Annotated in this window: 9 protein-coding genes and 1 pseudogene; 6 read left to right on the top strand and 4 right to left on the bottom strand. The window is 55.8% G+C overall.

Features of this window, described 5'->3' with window-relative positions; all coding sequences use genetic code 11:
• Positions 1-18 precede the first annotated feature (18 nt).
• From BBB56_RS20500 to BBB56_RS20490, 3 genes and pseudogenes are all read right to left on the bottom strand, one after another.
• The gene (locus BBB56_RS20500) at positions 19-1,266 is read right to left on the bottom strand and encodes an O-antigen ligase family protein (protein WP_123802773.1); all 1,248 of its coding nucleotides are present in this window, start codon (positions 1,264-1,266) and stop codon (positions 19-21) included.
• Positions 1,267-2,432: 1,166 nt separating this feature from the next.
• Positions 2,433-2,965, bottom strand: a pseudogene (locus BBB56_RS23845) (DUF2913 family protein).
• Positions 2,966-3,097: 132 nt separating this feature from the next.
• Positions 3,098-4,372 carry a Glu/Leu/Phe/Val family dehydrogenase gene (locus tag BBB56_RS20490; RefSeq protein WP_123802772.1) on the bottom strand — a complete coding sequence of 425 codons (1,275 nt, stop codon included), beginning with the start codon at positions 4,370-4,372 and terminating at the stop codon, positions 3,098-3,100.
• Positions 4,373-4,874: 502 nt separating this feature from the next.
• Here BBB56_RS20490 and BBB56_RS20485 point away from each other — a divergent pair.
• The 6 genes from BBB56_RS20485 to BBB56_RS20460 are packed head-to-tail and all read left to right on the top strand — an operon-like array spanning position 4,875 to position 12,391.
• Complete coding sequence (locus BBB56_RS20485; RefSeq protein ID WP_123802771.1) at positions 4,875-6,080, top strand: bifunctional succinylornithine transaminase/acetylornithine transaminase; 1,206 nt, start codon at positions 4,875-4,877, stop codon at positions 6,078-6,080.
• A 15-nt stretch (positions 6,081-6,095) separates the two neighbouring features.
• Positions 6,096-7,127, top strand: coding sequence for an arginine N-succinyltransferase (gene astA, locus BBB56_RS20480; protein WP_123802770.1), 1,032 nt, complete (start codon positions 6,096-6,098; stop codon positions 7,125-7,127).
• A complete protein-coding gene (gene astD, locus BBB56_RS20475) occupies positions 7,127-8,593 on the top strand; it encodes a succinylglutamate-semialdehyde dehydrogenase (protein ID WP_123802769.1) in 1,467 nt (488 codons plus the stop codon). Before astA ends, astD begins: the two co-directional genes overlap by 1 nt.
• A gap of 13 nt (positions 8,594-8,606) precedes the next feature.
• Positions 8,607-9,950, top strand: coding sequence for an N-succinylarginine dihydrolase (gene astB / locus BBB56_RS20470; protein ID WP_123802768.1), 1,344 nt, complete (start codon positions 8,607-8,609; stop codon positions 9,948-9,950).
• Complete coding sequence (gene astE / locus BBB56_RS20465; RefSeq protein WP_123802767.1) at positions 9,934-10,941, top strand: succinylglutamate desuccinylase; 1,008 nt, start codon at positions 9,934-9,936, stop codon at positions 10,939-10,941. The genes astB and astE overlap by 17 nt, the downstream gene beginning before the upstream one ends.
• Before the next feature lie 16 nt (positions 10,942-10,957).
• Complete coding sequence (locus BBB56_RS20460; RefSeq protein WP_123802766.1) at positions 10,958-12,391, top strand: amino acid permease; 1,434 nt, start codon at positions 10,958-10,960, stop codon at positions 12,389-12,391.
• 539 nt (positions 12,392-12,930) lie between these two features.
• On the opposite strand, the gene BBB56_RS20450 is transcribed toward BBB56_RS20460, so the two are convergent.
• Complete coding sequence (locus tag BBB56_RS20450) at positions 12,931-16,686, bottom strand: NAD(P)-binding protein (RefSeq protein WP_123802765.1); 3,756 nt, start codon at positions 16,684-16,686, stop codon at positions 12,931-12,933.
• Positions 16,687-16,999: the final 313 nt, after the last annotated feature.

Below are 16,999 nucleotides of genomic sequence, written 5' to 3'. Positions count from 1 at the left end.
AAGCAAAAACATACGACGTTAATTTTCGCCCTGTTTAACCTGCGTGCTGACTAACACCGTCAGCACGGAAAATATCAGAATATATTCCAGTGAGGTCATTAACACATCGGTCATACCATATAACAACGTGGTAAAGCCCATTACTGCAATGGGTGTTATCTGTCGGTATATTTTTATTTCTGACAGTATGAAAACCCAGAAAAAAGCTGCCAGCACGCCCAGGCCGACGATGCCAAATAGCGATGCAAACTGAATGAACTCATTGTGAAGATGGACCTTAATATAAATCTTCGCCCAGGATTCTGGGTTACCATGTTGCTTAAGATAAGCATCGATAAAATTGTTGCGCTCATACTGCGTTTCACCCAGGGGCGCGTGCTCAAACGCCATTACGCCCATCTTCCAGAGCGTAAAGCGCGATCCCAGCGATGTCTGGTCATTGCCCTTTGTATAATTAACATACTCTTCGAAGGTAGTATCTATTCTGTTCTGTATCACCTGATGAGACAGAGCAACAGGAACGCACAGGGACGCTAAGAAAAACAGAATAATATTTTTACTTTTTAACGCCTTAAACAGGGATAAAAAAAAGAAGAGAATAAAGCAAAAATGAATAACCATAGCCGAACGCGTTTGGGTAAGCGTAATCACATACAGAGAAAGGATCCCGATAGTTAAAAAACATAACGCCGCAGGCCTGGTCATTTTTCTTTTTGACAAGAGAGCCAGAAGGGTTAGCGACAGCATGGAATAGGTATAGGCAGACATGGTAGCGCGGTTGATTCCCATTATCACCCGCTCGTCAGAAATAAACGACTGGAAGAGAGCAAACCCGCTGGCAACGATAAATGCGCTCCCCAGCGAAGCGTAACTCAGGCGCTTAACCGCAATCTCGCTAATATACCCCAATCTGACCAGGTGAGTGCAACTGGAGATAATGATAAATACTAATAAACACCTTTTTCCTGCCGTAAAAAAAAGCTCATCAGCGGAAGGCGAGGCATAGTCAGCATATAAAGACCAGCTGTAGTAAAGCGCTCCCAGCAACAAAAAGCTAACCGCCTTTTTATCATTGAAAAGAACTTTTTTACCGGATAACCACTCCATGAGCAGTCCGGCAACCGAAAAGTATGCGCTCCAGTAAAAGAGCACTCTTGATGCTTTCTCATAAATAAAGGACGACGGCAGCGCCAGCGAAATTAAGCCGAAGGTGATATACGCCAGAGGCTCCCTGAAAGTTTGATAATTTACCTTCGCTAAAACCATGCTTTACTCACCCGAACCTTGCCCACTCAATTAATCTGTTACAGACAACCAAACAGCGCTCGCCTCAACGCTTACTCCTGGCTAAACGCTCTGTTAGACATCGTATTTACGCGTAACGGAAAGCTACTTTGCCTTGTGAAAACGGAAGCACATCCCGTGATAATTCTACACTGCGTGTTTTTTGCTTATTAAAACCCAGACTAAATAGCCCCTAAAACAGACGAAGACATTCTGTGACGCGTTGATGTGAACCAGCGTTGCGGCGTGAAAAACAGACCTTTGCTTAAACTAAGATGCGCCTGTTTTTTCGCCTCTGTTTGCTGGACATCGCCGGGCAGGCGAGCGTCAGCTTTCAGCGTCTGTCTGGCGGTATTGAGGGTACAACATCGCCAGCGCCGTACTGCTGCTTTTCTGTTCAGAATCTGCGTTTATCACCGGCAAAAAGCGTCAGGCAGAATGATCGCGCTACGTAAAATCTGACGCGCAAGCAGGGGGGTTATGTTGCAGAATTCGCGTAGCGCTGCCTGTTTATTGCTCACCAGACCCTTTTTACACTCCTTCTGGCTTTATATAATGCCAGTTATATGAAGTCAGGATCCCGCGAAGGATCTTTTTGGCATGGATCCTGTTCAGGATGAGAAAGACTGTACATAAAACGGGCAGCGCTACGTGAATTCTGAGAAAAAAAGCAGCGGGTTACCCAACCAGAATTCACGTAGCGTCGCCAGTGCGTTTTGGGTTAAGACTTGCCCGGTTTCAGGTGATAAGCAGAGGCGGTCGCTGCGAAAATCCCTGAAAGAAGCGATAGGGTTTAGGTTTGACAGTTTTGTATGATCATAACCGTTCTTTGATAATCTTATATTCGCGATTAGGTAAGATGCGGCGCGGCGGCCGCTGGCTGGGAGATTATCAACGGTTTTTATGTCAGCAGCGTCGGCCTGTCTGCATGCTGAGCAATTCTGCTTACAGGGATCGTAGCGCGTCTGACTATAATATACACACCCATACTTCTCAGAAAGTTACGCCGTAACGTAAGACGGATGCGTTATGCTGTTCCTTAGTAGCCGATCTCTTCGTAAAAGACTATCCACTGTAATCAGTAACTGCCGTTTTACTGAGCGGTTTGACATATTATCCAGCACGTCCGTTTCTGCGCATGGATTGATTTATCTATTTTTTTCAGTGGCTTGCGTGAAAAGGTTTTTGAAAACATTATTGCGATCTGCAACAAGCTTCCATCCACAGCGGTCAAAGAGCCATGGCAGCCACGTTCCCTGTGAGGCGCGACAGCAGTGGTTTTACCTGACGGCTTTCAGCGCCAAACGCGGTGGCCAGACTGTTTGCGAGACACAGATGCCGTTCACACTGGAGTTCAGGTTTATTGCATGACGTCCCGACCACTCCCTGTCAGTGAGCAAACGGTAAATCCAGCCCATATCTTTTGCGGCTTCCATGACAAAGGTAAGGCGACCGAGAGCATTCTGTTCAGTAAGCGTGCCGAAACAGGACTGCGATAGTTCAGCTTGCTGGTCAGCTGCGCTTTGACGCCATACTGGCGACCCTGTTTCAGCAACCAGTCACTATCGTGAGCGACATCATGATAGAAGCGACGCTGCTTCTGAGCAGAAGCCAGCCTGGCCGTAGCAGCTGTGTAAACTGCCGTGATGAGAACCTCGTGGCGAGACGGAAAAGGCTGCAATCGAAGATAACCTGAATAGCTTGTCAGAAAACTTTAAAAGTTAAAACGGGCACCAGCAAGCAGCAAGGTGTAACGACGACCTTATGAAGCCTGATACCTGTACATCGCGCTCCAGATATCAGGCAGAACAAATTAGCCCGGATAGATACCACGATCCTGTCGCGCCATCAAAATACGTTCGCAGGCAACAATATAGGCAGCGGTGCGCAGGGAGCAGGCTTTTTCGCTGGCCTTCTCCCAGACATGAACCATCGCTTCCGTCATAATCCTGTCCATGCGCTGATTAATTTCCTCTTCGCTCCAGAAGAAGCTCGCCATATCCTGAACCCATTCGAAGTAGCTGACGGTGACGCCGCCCGCATTGCACACCACATCCGGCACCACAATAATCCCTCTTTCGGCCAGCATATCGTCCGCTTCTGGGTAGGTCGGGCCGTTTGCCCCTTCCAGTACCAGCCGGCAGTGCAGATTTTTGGCTCGCTCAAGGGTGATTTGCCCTTCAAGCGCGGCAGGGATGAGGACGTCCATCTGCACATCCCAGAACTCCTCGCTGCTGATCTCCCGTGCGCCGGTAAAGCCTGCAATTTTGCGGTGCTGGGTTTGCCAGGCGCTTAGCGCAGCCAGATCGATGCCGCCTTCGTTAAACAGCGTGGCGCTGTGATCCTGAATCGCCACGACGCGCGCGCCCGCTTCCGCGAACAGGCGCGCGGCTTCGCTGCCAACGTTGCCAAAGCCCTGAACAGCTATCCGGCTGCCTTCGATCTCAATACCGGCGCGGCGCGCGACTTCCCGGCCGGTAATAAAGACGCCGCGTCCCGTGGCTTTTTCACGGCCGAGCGAACCGCCGAGATGGACCGGTTTGCCGGTGACGACGCCTGTTACCGTGGTGCCGTGGTTCATAGAGTAGGTATCCATAATCCAGGCCATCACTTTGCCGTTGGTGCCGACGTCTGGCGCAGGAATATCTTTCTGCGGACCAATCACGATGCCGATTTCGCTGGTATAGCGTCGCGTCAGGCGTTCCAGTTCGCCTTCTGAGAGCGCAAAAGGATCGACGCGGATCCCGCCTTTGGCACCGCCATAGGGCAAATTGACCGCTGCGCATTTGATGGTCATCCAGGCTGACAGCGCCATCACCTCATTGAGATCCACGTCAGGATGGTAGCGGATCCCGCCTTTGCCGGGACCGCGCGAGAGATTGTGCTGAACGCGGTAGCCTTCAAAGTGACGAATCGTTCCGTCATCCATTTGCAGTGGAATATCCACAATCAGGGCGCGTTTAGGATGGCGCAGCGTGTCAGTCCAGCGTGCCAGCTCACCTAAATAAGGTGCCACGCGATCTATTTGGCGTAGATAGGTTGTCCAGGCCGAGGTTTCACTTGCTGACGCGTAAGATAACTTTTCCATAAAGAACCTTATCAAAGACTCATTAAATGTGTAGGGACAATAAGCTGAGGCGTTATTTTCTTAACGGCAGTAAAGCTAACATTAATTTTCTTTTTTTGTATTAATGACCCGCTAAGAAACCTGTCATTCAGACCTGTCTGGCATTAGAGCATGTGAATAAATAAGCATAAAAAGAAACCTCCATGCAGTGCATTTTTATGCAAATCTTATGCGGTATAAGTGCATAAACTATTTTTTTATCAAATTTTTCAGATCTTTGATAGTCGTCATAAAGTGAATAGAATGAAGATTTGGTGTGTTGACTTTGTTACACGCTGCGATCAACATGAATCTCACTCAGGCCAGATGAGCCAGTTTTTTAATAATCTGCCACCGGGAAAACCGGTTCGCACGTCAGCTTTATGCGTAATTAAAAAAGCGGAAAATTTATTTTTCCGGCCAGTTAATTTCGCCGCCAAATAGCGCAGGCGATAGTTACCTATTCATTTCAGGAGAAATGACAATGTCAGCTCGTCTTAATCGTGACGATTTCGATAAATATATGGTGCCCTGTTTTTCTCCCGCACCGTTTATTCCCGTCAAAGCAAGCGGATCCCGCGTCTGGGATCAGCAAGGAAAAGAGTATGTGGATATGGCGGGCGGCATTGCGGTGAACGCGCTGGGACATGCCAATCCGCATCTTGGCGAGGCGCTGAAGGCGCAGATCGACAGGCTGTGGCATATCGGGAACGGTTACACCAATGAGCCAGTGCTCGAGCTGGCGAAAACGCTGGTTGAGAGGACCTTTGCCGATAAGGTTTTTTTCTGTAACTCCGGCGCGGAAGCCAACGAAGCGGCGCTGAAGCTGGCACGTAAATATGCCTCTGACCGGCACGGCAAAGGGAAAAGCGAGATTATCGCCTTCCAGAACGCCTTTCACGGCCGCACGCTCTTTACCGTTACGGTGGGCGGACAGCCGAAATACTCAGCCGATTACGCCCCGTTGCCTGCTGATATCATCCATCTGCCCTACAACGATCTGAAGGCAGTGAGCGAGCAGATCTCTGAGCGCACCTGCGCCATTATTGTCGAACCGATCATTGGTGAAGGCGGTGTCCGTCCAGCCGATCCGGCCTTTCTGCAAGGGCTGCGTCAGCTTTGCGATCGCTACCAGGCCACGCTAATTTTTGATGAAGTGCAGACCGGTGCCGGACGGACAGGTTCACTCTATGCGTATCAGCAATATGGTGTTGAGCCCGATACTTTAACCAGCGCAAAAGGGCTGGGCGGCGGCTTCCCGATTGGCGCGATGCTGACCCGCAACGCCTGGGCCGATGCGTTTCAGCCCGGTACGCACGGCACCACCTTTGGTGGCAATCCGCTGGCCGCAACCGTGGCGAACAGCGTGCTGGCGCAGCTGGATAATGCGCTGCTTCAGGGCGTTGCTGAGCGTCACCGCTGGATCGCGGCACGGCTGGGCGCGCTAGGTGAGAAATATGGCGTCTTTAGCGATATCCGGGGCGCCGGGCTGCTGATCGGTGCCGAGCTGTCATCCACCTGGCGCGGCAAAGCGAAAACGCTGACTAACCTGGCGGCGGAAGAGGGTGTGATTGCCCTGATTGCGGGTCCAGATGTGCTGCGCTTTGCGCCCGCCCTGAACATCCCCTTCGGCGATCTGGAAGAAGCCTTTGTGCGGCTTGAACGCGCCATCGCCCGGCTGACCCGTTAATACAGGAGAAAGTCCATGCTGTTTCGTCCTGTTAAAGAAACGGATCTGCCAGACATCCTGCGTCTGGCCTCGCGCGCCGGAGTGGGCATGACCTCGCTGCCGCATGATGCGGCGCGGCTGCAAGCACGTATTCACCACAGTATTGAAACCGTCGCGGGACGCCTGCCGCGTGCGCAGCAGGGATTCCTGTTTGTGCTGGAAGATCCGCTCACCGGCCGCGTGGTAGGGGTAAGCGCAATCGAGGTGGCGGTGGGGCTGAATGAGCCTTTTTACAACTTCCGCATTCAGCGCAGCGTGCGCGCCTCGCGCGAAATCAAGGTCTATAAGAATCAGGAACTGCTGCATCTCAGCTATGACCATACCGGGCACAGCGAACTCTGCACGCTGTTTCTCGATCCCGACTACCAGGTTAACCGTAACGGCCTGCTGCTGTCGAAAGCGCGGCTGCTGTTTATCGCCGCCCATCGCCACCTGTTCTCTTCCCATCTGTTCGCTGAAATGCGCGGCGTGGTTGATGAGCAAGGGCGATCGCCATTCTGGGACGCGCTCGGCCACCACTTTTTTGAAATTCCGTTTGCAGAGGCCGATCGCCTGACCGGAACCGGCATGAAAACCTTTATCGCCGAACTGATGCCGTCGTGGCCGATCTATATTTCGCTGCTGCCCGCTGCCGCGCAGCGCGTCATTGGCGAAGTGCATCCGCATACGGCACCGGCGCGGGCGATCCTGGAAAAAGAGGGGTTCAGCTGGCGCGGCTCGGTCGATATTTTCGATGCGGGTCCGGTACTGGAGGGTGAAACCGACGCGATCCGCGCCATCCGCGACAGCCGCATCGTTACAGCAGGCGCTGCGGGCAGCGTACTGGCAGAAGCCAGCGCGCCCTGCATTATCGCCAGCGACGATTTCGAAAACTTCCGTGCGGTGCTGGCGCAACCCGCCGCTGACGGTCGCTCCATCATACTCAACGAGGCCCAGCGTAACTGCCTGCAAATCAGCGATGCTGACCGGCTGCGCCTGGTTCCGCTCTATCCTGAAGAGAACGCGTAATGAGCCATACAGCACATTTTATCGACGGCCAGTGGCGCCCAGGCAATGGTCCGCTGCTGACGAAATATTCTCCCGAAGATCAGCAAATTTTATGGCAGGCGAACAGCGCAGATGAGGCAGACGTTGAGGCGGCCTGCGCAGCGGCGCGTGCCGCATTGCCGCGCTGGGCGCGTCTGCCGGTTAACGAACGCATAGCGATTATCGACCGTTTCGCCGCCTGCCTGACCGATGAGAAAGAGCAGCTTGCCTCTCTGATCTCTCAGGAAACCAGCAAGCCGCTGTGGGAAACCCGGACTGAGGTGCAGGCGATGATCGGCAAAGCGGCGATCTCGCAGGAAGCCTGGCTACAGCGCACCGGCTTCAGCGAAGTTACCCTGCCCGATGGCAAAGCTCAGCTGCGCCACAAGCCGCACGGCGTCATGGCGGTTTTCGGCCCCTATAATTTTCCCGGCCATCTGCCAAACGGTCATATTATCCCGGCACTGATCGCCGGCAATACGCTGGTGTTTAAGCCCAGCGAGCTGACGCCTGCCACAGCCGAACTGACTGTCCAGCTCTGGCGCAAAGCCGGGCTGCCGGACGGCGTACTGAGTCTGGTGCAGGGCGGCAAAGAGACGGGCAAAGCGCTGCTGGAAAACAGCCAAATCGACGGCGTGCTGTTTACCGGCAGTGCGGCGGCGGGCTTTCATTTTCACCGCTATCTCGCAGGGAAGCCGGAAAAAATGCTGGCGCTGGAGATGGGCGGCAACAATGCGCTGATTGTCGATGGCTATCGCGATCGCGACGCGGCTGTGCAGCTGATTATCCAGTCTGCCTTTATCTCGGCCGGCCAACGCTGCACCTGCGCCAGACGGCTGCTGGTAAAAACCGGGGCCGAAGGTGATGCGCTGCTGGCGCGGCTGGTGGAGGCCAGCGCGCAGATCCGCGTCGGGCAGTGGAACGCTGAGCCGCAGCCGTTTATGGGCGGGGTGATCTCACTCCATGCGGCGCAGGCGATGCTTGATGCCGAACAGAAGCTGCTGGCACTGGGCGCAACCAGCCTGCTGAAAATGCACCAGCCCGACGCGCGGTCAACGCGCCTGACGCCGGGCATTATTGAGGCCACAGGCATTGCCACGCCGGATGAAGAGTATTTTGGACCGCTGCTGACCGTTGTGCGCTATGAGAACTTCGACGAGGCGATTCGTCTGGCAAACAGCACGCGCTACGGGCTGGCGGTGGGACTGGTATCGCCGGACGCGGCGCTGTTTGAGCAGCTGACTGAAGAGGCACGGGCCGGCATTGTCAACTGGAATAAACCGCTGACCGGCGCGTCGAGCAAAGCCCCGTTTGGCGGCGTCGGCGCGTCCGGCAACCACCGGCCTTCGGCCTATTACGCCGCTGACTATTGCGCCTGGCCAATGGCTTCGCTAACCAGCGACTCTTTGAGCCTGCCTGCCACGCCTTCTCCGGGCCTTCCTTTCTGATACTGAGGTTTCTATGTCTGGTTATGAAGCAAATTTTGACGGGCTGGTTGGCCCGACGCATCACTATGCCGGTCTGTCAGTCGGCAATGAGGCCTCGCTGCACAACCGTGATGGCCTGTCGAACCCGCGCAAAGCCGCCCTTCAGGGCTTAGAGAAGATGAAAGCGCTGGCCGATCGCGGTTTTGTACAGGGGATCTTACCGCCGCAGCCGCGTCCCAACGTGGGCGCGCTGCGCGCGCTGGGCTTTACCGGCAGCGATACGCAGGTGCTGGCGCGCGCGGCGGCGACCTCGCCGCATCTGCTTTCAGCGCTGAGCTCGGCGTCCTCAATGTGGACGGCGAATGCGGCGACGGTGTCGCCCTCGGCAGACAGCGCAGATGGTCGGGTGCATTTTACCGTGGCCAACCTCAACAATAAGCTGCACCGCTCCCTTGAAGCGCCGGTGACTTCTGCCATCCTGCGCGCCACCTTTAACGATGACGCGCACTTTAGCCACCACGATGCGCTGCCGCAGCAGAGCGACTTTGGTGATGAGGGCGCGGCTAACCATAACCGTTTTTGCGCTGACTATGTCAGCCAGGGCATTCAGCTGTTTGTCTACGGTCGGCGCGCGTTCGGCGGCGGTGCTGCGCCGCAGCGCTATCCGGCGCGCCAGACGCGTGAAGCGAGCGAAGCAGTGGCGCGGCTGCATCAGCTCAACCCGGAGTTCACGCTGTTCGCCCAACAGAACCCGGTCGCCATCGACAGCGGCGTTTTCCATAACGATGTAATTGCGGTGAGCAATCGGCATGTGCTGTTTCACCACCAGCAGGCGTTCCTTGACCAGACGGCATTGCTCAACCAGCTGCGGGAAAAAAGCGATGCGCTGGGCCTGCCTTTCCGTAACGTTGAAGTGCCGCAGGATCAGGTCACGCTAGAGGACGCCGTTGCCTCCTATCTGTTTAACAGCCAGCTGCTGAGCAAGCCCAACGGCAAGATGATGATTGTGGTACCGGAAGAGTGTCGCCAGCGCGACAACGTCTGGCGCTATTTGCAGACGCTGACGCAACAGGCCGCTTCGCCAATTGACGAGGTGCAGCTGTTCGATCTGCGTGAAAGCATGCGCAACGGCGGCGGGCCTGCCTGCCTTCGCCTGCGCGTGGTGCTGAATGAGGCCGAGCGTGCAGCCGTTAACCGCGGCAGCCTGATGACCGATGCGCGCTACCAGCAGCTGACGCGCTGGGTAGAAAAGCACTATCGCGATCGCCTGCACAGCAACGATTTGGTCGATCCGCAGCTGCTGCGTGAGGTTCACCAGGCGCTGGACGAACTGACGCAAATCCTGACGCTGGGGAGCATCTATGACTTTCAGCGCTGAAAAACAGGCGGATATCCTTAGCGATCTGCTGAACTGCCGGCGGCGTGACCTGCCGTTCCCGGCCGGGATTGAGGCGACGTGGCTGGAAGAGGGCGTATTACAGCTTATTCCCCGACAGGCCAGCGCAGCGCTGGTGCTGTCAGCGGGTATTCACGGCAACGAGACCGCGCCTGTCGAGATGCTGGCGGCGCTGCTGGCGTCACTGAGCAGCGGGCAGCAGCCGCTGAATCAGGCGCTACTGCTGATCTTTGGCAACCTGCCTGCATTGCGGGCAGGCAAACGCTATTTGCACAGTGATATGAACCGGCTGTTCGGCGGGCGTCATCGTCAGGCGATGCCGGGCAATGAGAGCCGCCGTGCGGCGCGGCTGGAAAAGGTGACCAGCGATTTTTTTCAGCGCGCTGATGCCGCAGGCGTGTTGCCGCGCTATCACCTTGATATGCATACCGCGATCCGCGGCTCGCGCTTTCCCCAGTTCGCGTTAATTCCCAGCCACCACCATGACTATCAGGCAGAGTTCTATGTCTTGCTCGACGCCTGCGATCTGGATGCCGTGGTACAACACACCGCGCCAGGGGGCACCTTCAGCCACTTTGTCAGCGAAACCTTCCGTGCGCAAAGCTGCACGCTGGAACTTGGCAAAGCGCTTCCCTTCGGCAGCAACACGCTCAGCCGCTTTGCCGCCACCGATCTTGCCATTCGTGCCTTGCTGGCTGGAACGCCGCTACCGACCCGAACCCAGCCGCCGATGCGCTTTTTTACGGTGGCGGAGAGCATTATCAAAACCAGCAGTAGTTTCAGGCTCAACCTGGATGCGGCAGTGGAGAACTTCACGCAGCTACCAGCGGGCTACGCGATCGCCAGTGAGAACGGCAAAATCTGGCGAGTGGAAGATGCTGCGCCCTGGATCCTGTTCCCCAATGCCAGGGTCGCGCCCGGTTTACGGGCTGGTCTGCTGTTGAAACCAGCCGCCGCGCGTTTCTCATCTTAACCCTGAAGGAGTTGCCATGACTGCTAAAGAACCTGCACGGCAGCCACTGTCGTCAGCGAAATCCTCGTCGGCGCAGCAGCTAGAGCGTGGGCTGAGCGAGCGCCATATCCAGATGATCGCCCTGGGCGGCGCGATTGGGACCGGATTGTTTATGGGGGCAGGGAAGAACATCGCCGTTTCGGGCACGTCGATTCTTATCATCTATATGCTGGTGGGTTTTTTCATGTATATGGTGATGCGGGCAATGGGCGAAGTGCTGTTGTCCCGGCTCGACTATCGATCTTTTGCCGATTTCGTCGCTGATTATCTTGGACCGAAAGCCAGTTTTTATCTTGGCTGGTCTTACTGGCTAAGCTGGGTAGTGACCTGTATCGCCGACGTGGTGGTCTGCGGCGGCTATATGCAATACTGGTTTCCTGAGATGTCCGCCTGGATACCGGCGCTGATCACGCTGGGCATTCTCTGCATGTTTAACCTGTTGTCGGTCAAGATGTTCGGCGAAGCAGAGTTCTGGTTTGCGCTGATCAAAGTCGTGACCATTGTCGCGCTGATTTTTACCGGCATCTGGATGGTCGCGACCGGCTGGACCTCGCCGGATGGCGTGCGCGCTTCGCTGCATCATCTGACGGATCCGGCGGTATTTCTTCCACACGGGCTGACCGGGTTTCTGGCCGGATTTCAGATCGCCATCTTCTCCTATACCGGTATTGAGCTACTGGGCACCATGACGGCGGAAACCCGCGATCCTGAGAAGATCCTGCCGAAAGCCATCAACGCTATTCCGCTGCGCATCATTATTTTCTATATGCTTTCGATGATTGTGATTATCGCCGTAACCTCCTGGGCGGCGATTTCGCCGGACGTCAGCCCCTTTGTCACGCTGTTTGATAAAGCCGGTCTGCCTGCGGCGGCAGCGATAATTAACTTTGTTGCCCTGACGTCAGCCATGTCGTCGGCCAACAGCGGCGTCTACTCCAGTACGCGTATGCTCTACGGCCTGTCAGTAGAAAAACATGCGCACTGGCAGTTCCGTATATTGTCGCGCTCGACGCGTATTCCGATACGTAGCCTGTTTTTCTCCTGTTTCTGTATGCTGAGCGGCACGCTGCTGCTCTTCCTGGTGCCGAACGTCATGACGCTGTTCACCATCGTTTCGACTCTGGCGGCAATTCTGGTGATCTACAGCTGGGGAATGATTCTGGTGGCTTATCTGGTGTATAGAAAAAAACGCCCGGACCTGCACGAAACGTCGGTATTCAAAATGCCTGCCGGTATAGTGATGAGCTGGATCAGCCTGGTATTTTTTGTCTTCTCTGTGGTTATCATGGTGTTCGATCCCGATACGCTGGCTGCGCTTTGCGCCATGCCATTCTGGTTTGGGTTGTTATGGATCATCTGGAAAGTGAAAATGCGAAAAGCGCAGACGCTTAGCGTCGTCAGAACATCCTGACCCTGAGGCGAGCCGTGTGCTGCTGACAAAGGGTTAAAAGATAACGGTTTTATTTAACCTTAATTCAAGGTCCACGCTGTGGGCCTTTTTTATTACTCACAATAATGCATGTAAGGGGGGAATTGCGTTGAGTCATGCTGCGTAAAAGCCGCAATTCTGGCAAACAGCCCTCATTCTGGGCGTAACTTTTCCAGGCTGTGGCGCAGAAGGCCAGATAGCTCCATCTTCAATAATTTTGCCGTTTCCGGGAGTCAGGCCAGTCGTTGTCACAACATGCCGACTTAATTCACGCCGCGCCCTTGTGGCCGTTTGGTGATTGTTCATTAATGCATCTGGCGCGCCGCGCAGGCTGGTACTCAACAACCTGCTGGACACGGTGTGTCGATACCGGTCTCTCTGCGGAGCTGTACGCTGTTCTGGTGGCGCTGGATGTCAGACTTTTAATTACGCCTAATCCTGGTTATATCAAGCCAGAACCGAAAAACCGGGGGTTTTGATGAAAAAAGGGTCGCCTGCGGTTTGTCAGGCGACCCTTGTCGCTACGCCGTGGTTTTGCGCTCGTTCAGTAGCGCTTTCACCGATTCCGCCGCGCGCTTACCTGCCAGGAAAGCATGGTCGGAGTTGTAATACTCCCATTCGCTGTAGCGGCCGGAGAGGTGGATACCCTGCGCGGCCAGCCAGCTACGGATCAGGGACACGTTGGCCTTACGGTGATGATCGTAAACCACATAGGCGTAGGGCATATCGACCTCATTTGCCGTCAGGATAACGTCGTCTTCGCGAATTATGCCGACGCGGATGCAGTCATCGATACAGCGCTGAATCAGCGCCTCACCCTCACAGGGCAGAGGCTGATCGGCACGATAAGTAATCTCGCAGGTCAGCCCAAAGCCGCCTTCCGGATTGCACTCCGGACTGGCGTTCCCCTGAAGGAAAATACGGTGAAACAGCGTATCGCCTGGATAGTAAATCCAGTGCTTGTCACTCAGATTCGCCCGCCCAATGCCAAGGTTGACGCAGCGCACCGAGACGTGACGCAGCATCGAGGCGGCTTTTTGCACCGCTTCGGGCGCGCGCGTGCCCATCAGCCGCACCAGCTCCGGCAGCGGCAGGGTGCTGATCAGCTGCTCGTAGTGATAGTGACGTCCGTCTTTAAGGATAACGCTGCGCGTTTGCGGCTGGACCTCGACAATCTCAGCGCGGGTTTCCAGCGCACAGTTCAGATGCGGCAGAAAACCATTCATCAGTGCCTGGAAGCCACCGCGTTTCGGATAGCCAAAGCGGGCATTTGGACCCACCGGCCTGGCCAGCGGCGCCAGCGCCCCGGAGATAATCTGTTGCAGATCCGGCAGAGGAACGCGACCGCCGAGCCAGGAGGTTTCCATTTCCGCCAGGGGCGTTTTCCACAACTTGCGGTTATAGGGAACGGCAAAGTGACGCGCGATCCCTTTACCCCAGGTGCGAAAGATAAAATTCTCAAAATCTTCCTCCGGCTCATCCGCACCGGCCGGTCCCGTCGCCTCGTTGCCCAACACCCCATCGGCGCAGCAGTCCCGACAGGTGCTGTTGGCGGCCAGCCTTACCGCGCTGATTGGCGCTGGATCCTGACTATTGGTGACACCGTAACGCGCTTCAATCGCTCCCAGCACGCATTCGCCAATCACTTCAGCCGGTAGTCCATGCAGCGCGGACTGAAAAGGGTAGCGCGTAAAGACACCGTGGCTGTAAACCCAAGCTTCGCGCGTTTGCCAGTGGAGGTTATCGCCCAGCAGTTTGTCATAGAGCTGAAGCACATAAGGGTCGTTGGAAAACATAATGTGGCCGGCGTAATCAAAGGTGAACCCTTTATCCTCGATCGAACGGCACCAGCCGCCTGGCGCGGCATTTTTCTCCAGCACCACCGCGCCCTTGCCGTAGTGATAGCCCGCGCTTAATCCGGTCGGACCCGCCCCCAGTATCAGGCACTCTACCGGACGCAGCGAAACGGCATGCACCGGCTCGCTGGTTTCAGCCACGTCAACGGCAGCCACCGGCTGTACCACCCTATCGCGCAGCCCGGCGATCTGCGCCTGCATCTGCTCTGCGGTGTGATCCCACGAGGTGTCGGCTACGATCGCCGCCATCTGCGCCGCCTGTTCACGCCGCTGTTCCTCACTCAGCTGTAACGCCGCTTCACAGGCATGGATAAAACCCTGGGGCGTATCCGCAATGCTCACCACGCCGGTAAAATGACGGACGACATCCGGCACGGCGGTGCTGACGATCGGCAACTGCGCGGCCATATATTCCAGCACCTTGGTCGGGCTGATAAAGCGCGTGGAAGCGTTAAGCGCGAAAGGCATCAGGCAGAGGTCCCAGCCGGCTAAAAAGTGCGGCAGCGCTTCATAAGGCTGCTGGCCGAACCAGTGCAGATTCGCGCGCTGCGGCAGACCGGCTGGATCGATTTTTACCACAGGCCCGACCATAACGATCTGCCAGTCGGGATGCGCGTCGGCCAGCTCAGCAATAAGCGCGATGTCCATACGCTCATCAATAACGCCGTAATAGCCCAGTCTTGGCCGGGGAAGATTGTCCTGTAGCGGATGACCGTTGCTGCGATCGAGCGCCTGTTCAAAATGGGCGGCATCAACGCTGCTGGGAAAACAAAACACGTTCTGGTGGCGATGTTTCTTGGCTTCATACAGGCTGGTACCGCCCGTAAAGACCACATCAGCGCGACTCAGCAGGGCCGATTCACGCTGCTGAAGCTGGCGCGGAGCCATCTGAAAAGCAGAAAGCTCGTCCATGCAGTCATAAATAATGGCGCCGGGATTAAAACAGTTCAGCAGCGGCAGCGCCATGGGCGTATAAAACCACACCAGCGGCTGCTCATCCTTCTCCAGCAGCGACGCCAGCAAGGGTTGCAGCACGGCGATCTGACTATCGTGAAAGCCTGGCGCGTCAACATCGGTATGCGGTTCGATAACGGTAACGTTCGGCGCGGGCGAATGCTGTCGTAGTCCCGCCTCGCCAGATTGATAAACCGGCTCCTCGATAAACAGGATGCGATAGTGCTGCGCAAGTCGTGACATTAAATGCTGTGGACGTTGAAAGACAAAACCCCAGCGAAGATGACTAAAAACCACCAAAACAGAATGTTTCATACGAAGCTCCTGTGGCCCGCTGGCCGGTGTCGGAAAAGCATGAAATCGGTGAAGCGAACGTTGTGATTGCCGCAGTGCTGCGGCGGTTGGCTGGTGTAACAGACGCGTAAAATCAGGGGCGACGTCCCAGAGTCCGCTTCGCGGCCAATGGAGGGGATCTTCCCAGAGAGGACTTTCAATAACAGGGTAAATACAGACGCCCAGGATCTGGCAGCCCGCCAGTTGCGCCTGAGCGACCTGAGCGGTGATATGCGCCATCCATGCCGGACGGCCGCTGCCGACATGGCTGGTCTCCGCCAGCAAAACAGGACGCTGATAGCGCTGATGCAATTCTGTCAGCATCTTGTGCAGCGGCTTCCGGCGACGATCGCCCAGATGCCACGCCAGACGCTGGTTCGAGTTAACCTCCCACTGATTGGCGTGATAGTAGTTGGCGCCGATAATATCGAGGTAGCGCGGCGCGCCGCCCAGTTCCGGTTCGCGCGCGCCGCTCAGCATGTCCCAGGCCTGAAACTGCGCGGCATTGAGATCCGCCGTAAGCTGCCGACTGGCATCGCTCTCTTCATCGGGAACCAGATAGATAACAGGATCGCAATGAAGAAAGCGCGCCCGCGGGTCTGCCAGCCAGATGGCATCGCAGCCCGCCAGTGTCGCGCGCACCAGCTGACGTTTGATCGCATCGGGATCGGCGTCGCGGTGGTTGCCGAACAGCCCGACGGAGAGTCCCCAGCTGAGAAATGAAATCTCATTCATGGGCGAATAGACGGGCGGCCGGGTATACCAGGGCGCGAGGAAGGTCGCGATACGCTGGCAGAAGGCGGCGAAGCGCGAGACAAAATCAGGCGAAAAAAGATCGATATCCTCTGGCCAGCCGTAGTGGCAGAAGGTCCAGTTAATCTGGATGCCCAGCTCATGCGCCGCCTGCATCTTGGCGCGCAGCACCGCAAAGGTCTGTTCAGGGTCTGCCTCCGCCTGCCGCCAGCCTATGCTTTCGCGCACGGAGCGAATGCCGAAGTGCTGTAACGCCGCGTAATCGCTGTGAAACTGCGTCTGATGATCGGTCAGGGCATCCATCACCAGGCGCTGACCCGCAGTATTAATGTGGTCGGCTCCTTCGTATCCGGCCTGCCAGAAGCTAGAAAAAGGCAACATCGCGTCCCCCCTGTAAAAAATCGGGAAAAGGAAATCCACACTGGTGCACAAGAAGCGATCTTCCCGGCGTCGTGATCAGGATGGAGTGAGCTGAATAGCTCAGCGTTGCTGATGTGATTTCCCTGTCAGGAAAACAAGACGGGCAGGCGACTGAACAGAGCCTGGACGCTGGAAAAGCGTTACCCCGTAAGCAGTAAAACAGGACGTTAAGTTGTTAGTATCGGTGAGCAACCACCGTAGACTGAAGTATAACCCTGCTCGGTTTTCTCACAAGTAATTGAAGCAAAAAGAAAAAAGCAAAGCGGCAAAAGAG

This window comes from Candidatus Pantoea deserta, assembly GCF_003813865.1.
In the GTDB taxonomy this organism is placed as follows: Bacteria; Pseudomonadota; Gammaproteobacteria; order Enterobacterales; family Enterobacteriaceae; genus Pantoea; species Pantoea deserta.
Note: the sequence above shows the minus strand (reverse complement) of the source record. Positions and strands in the feature narration are given on the sequence as shown.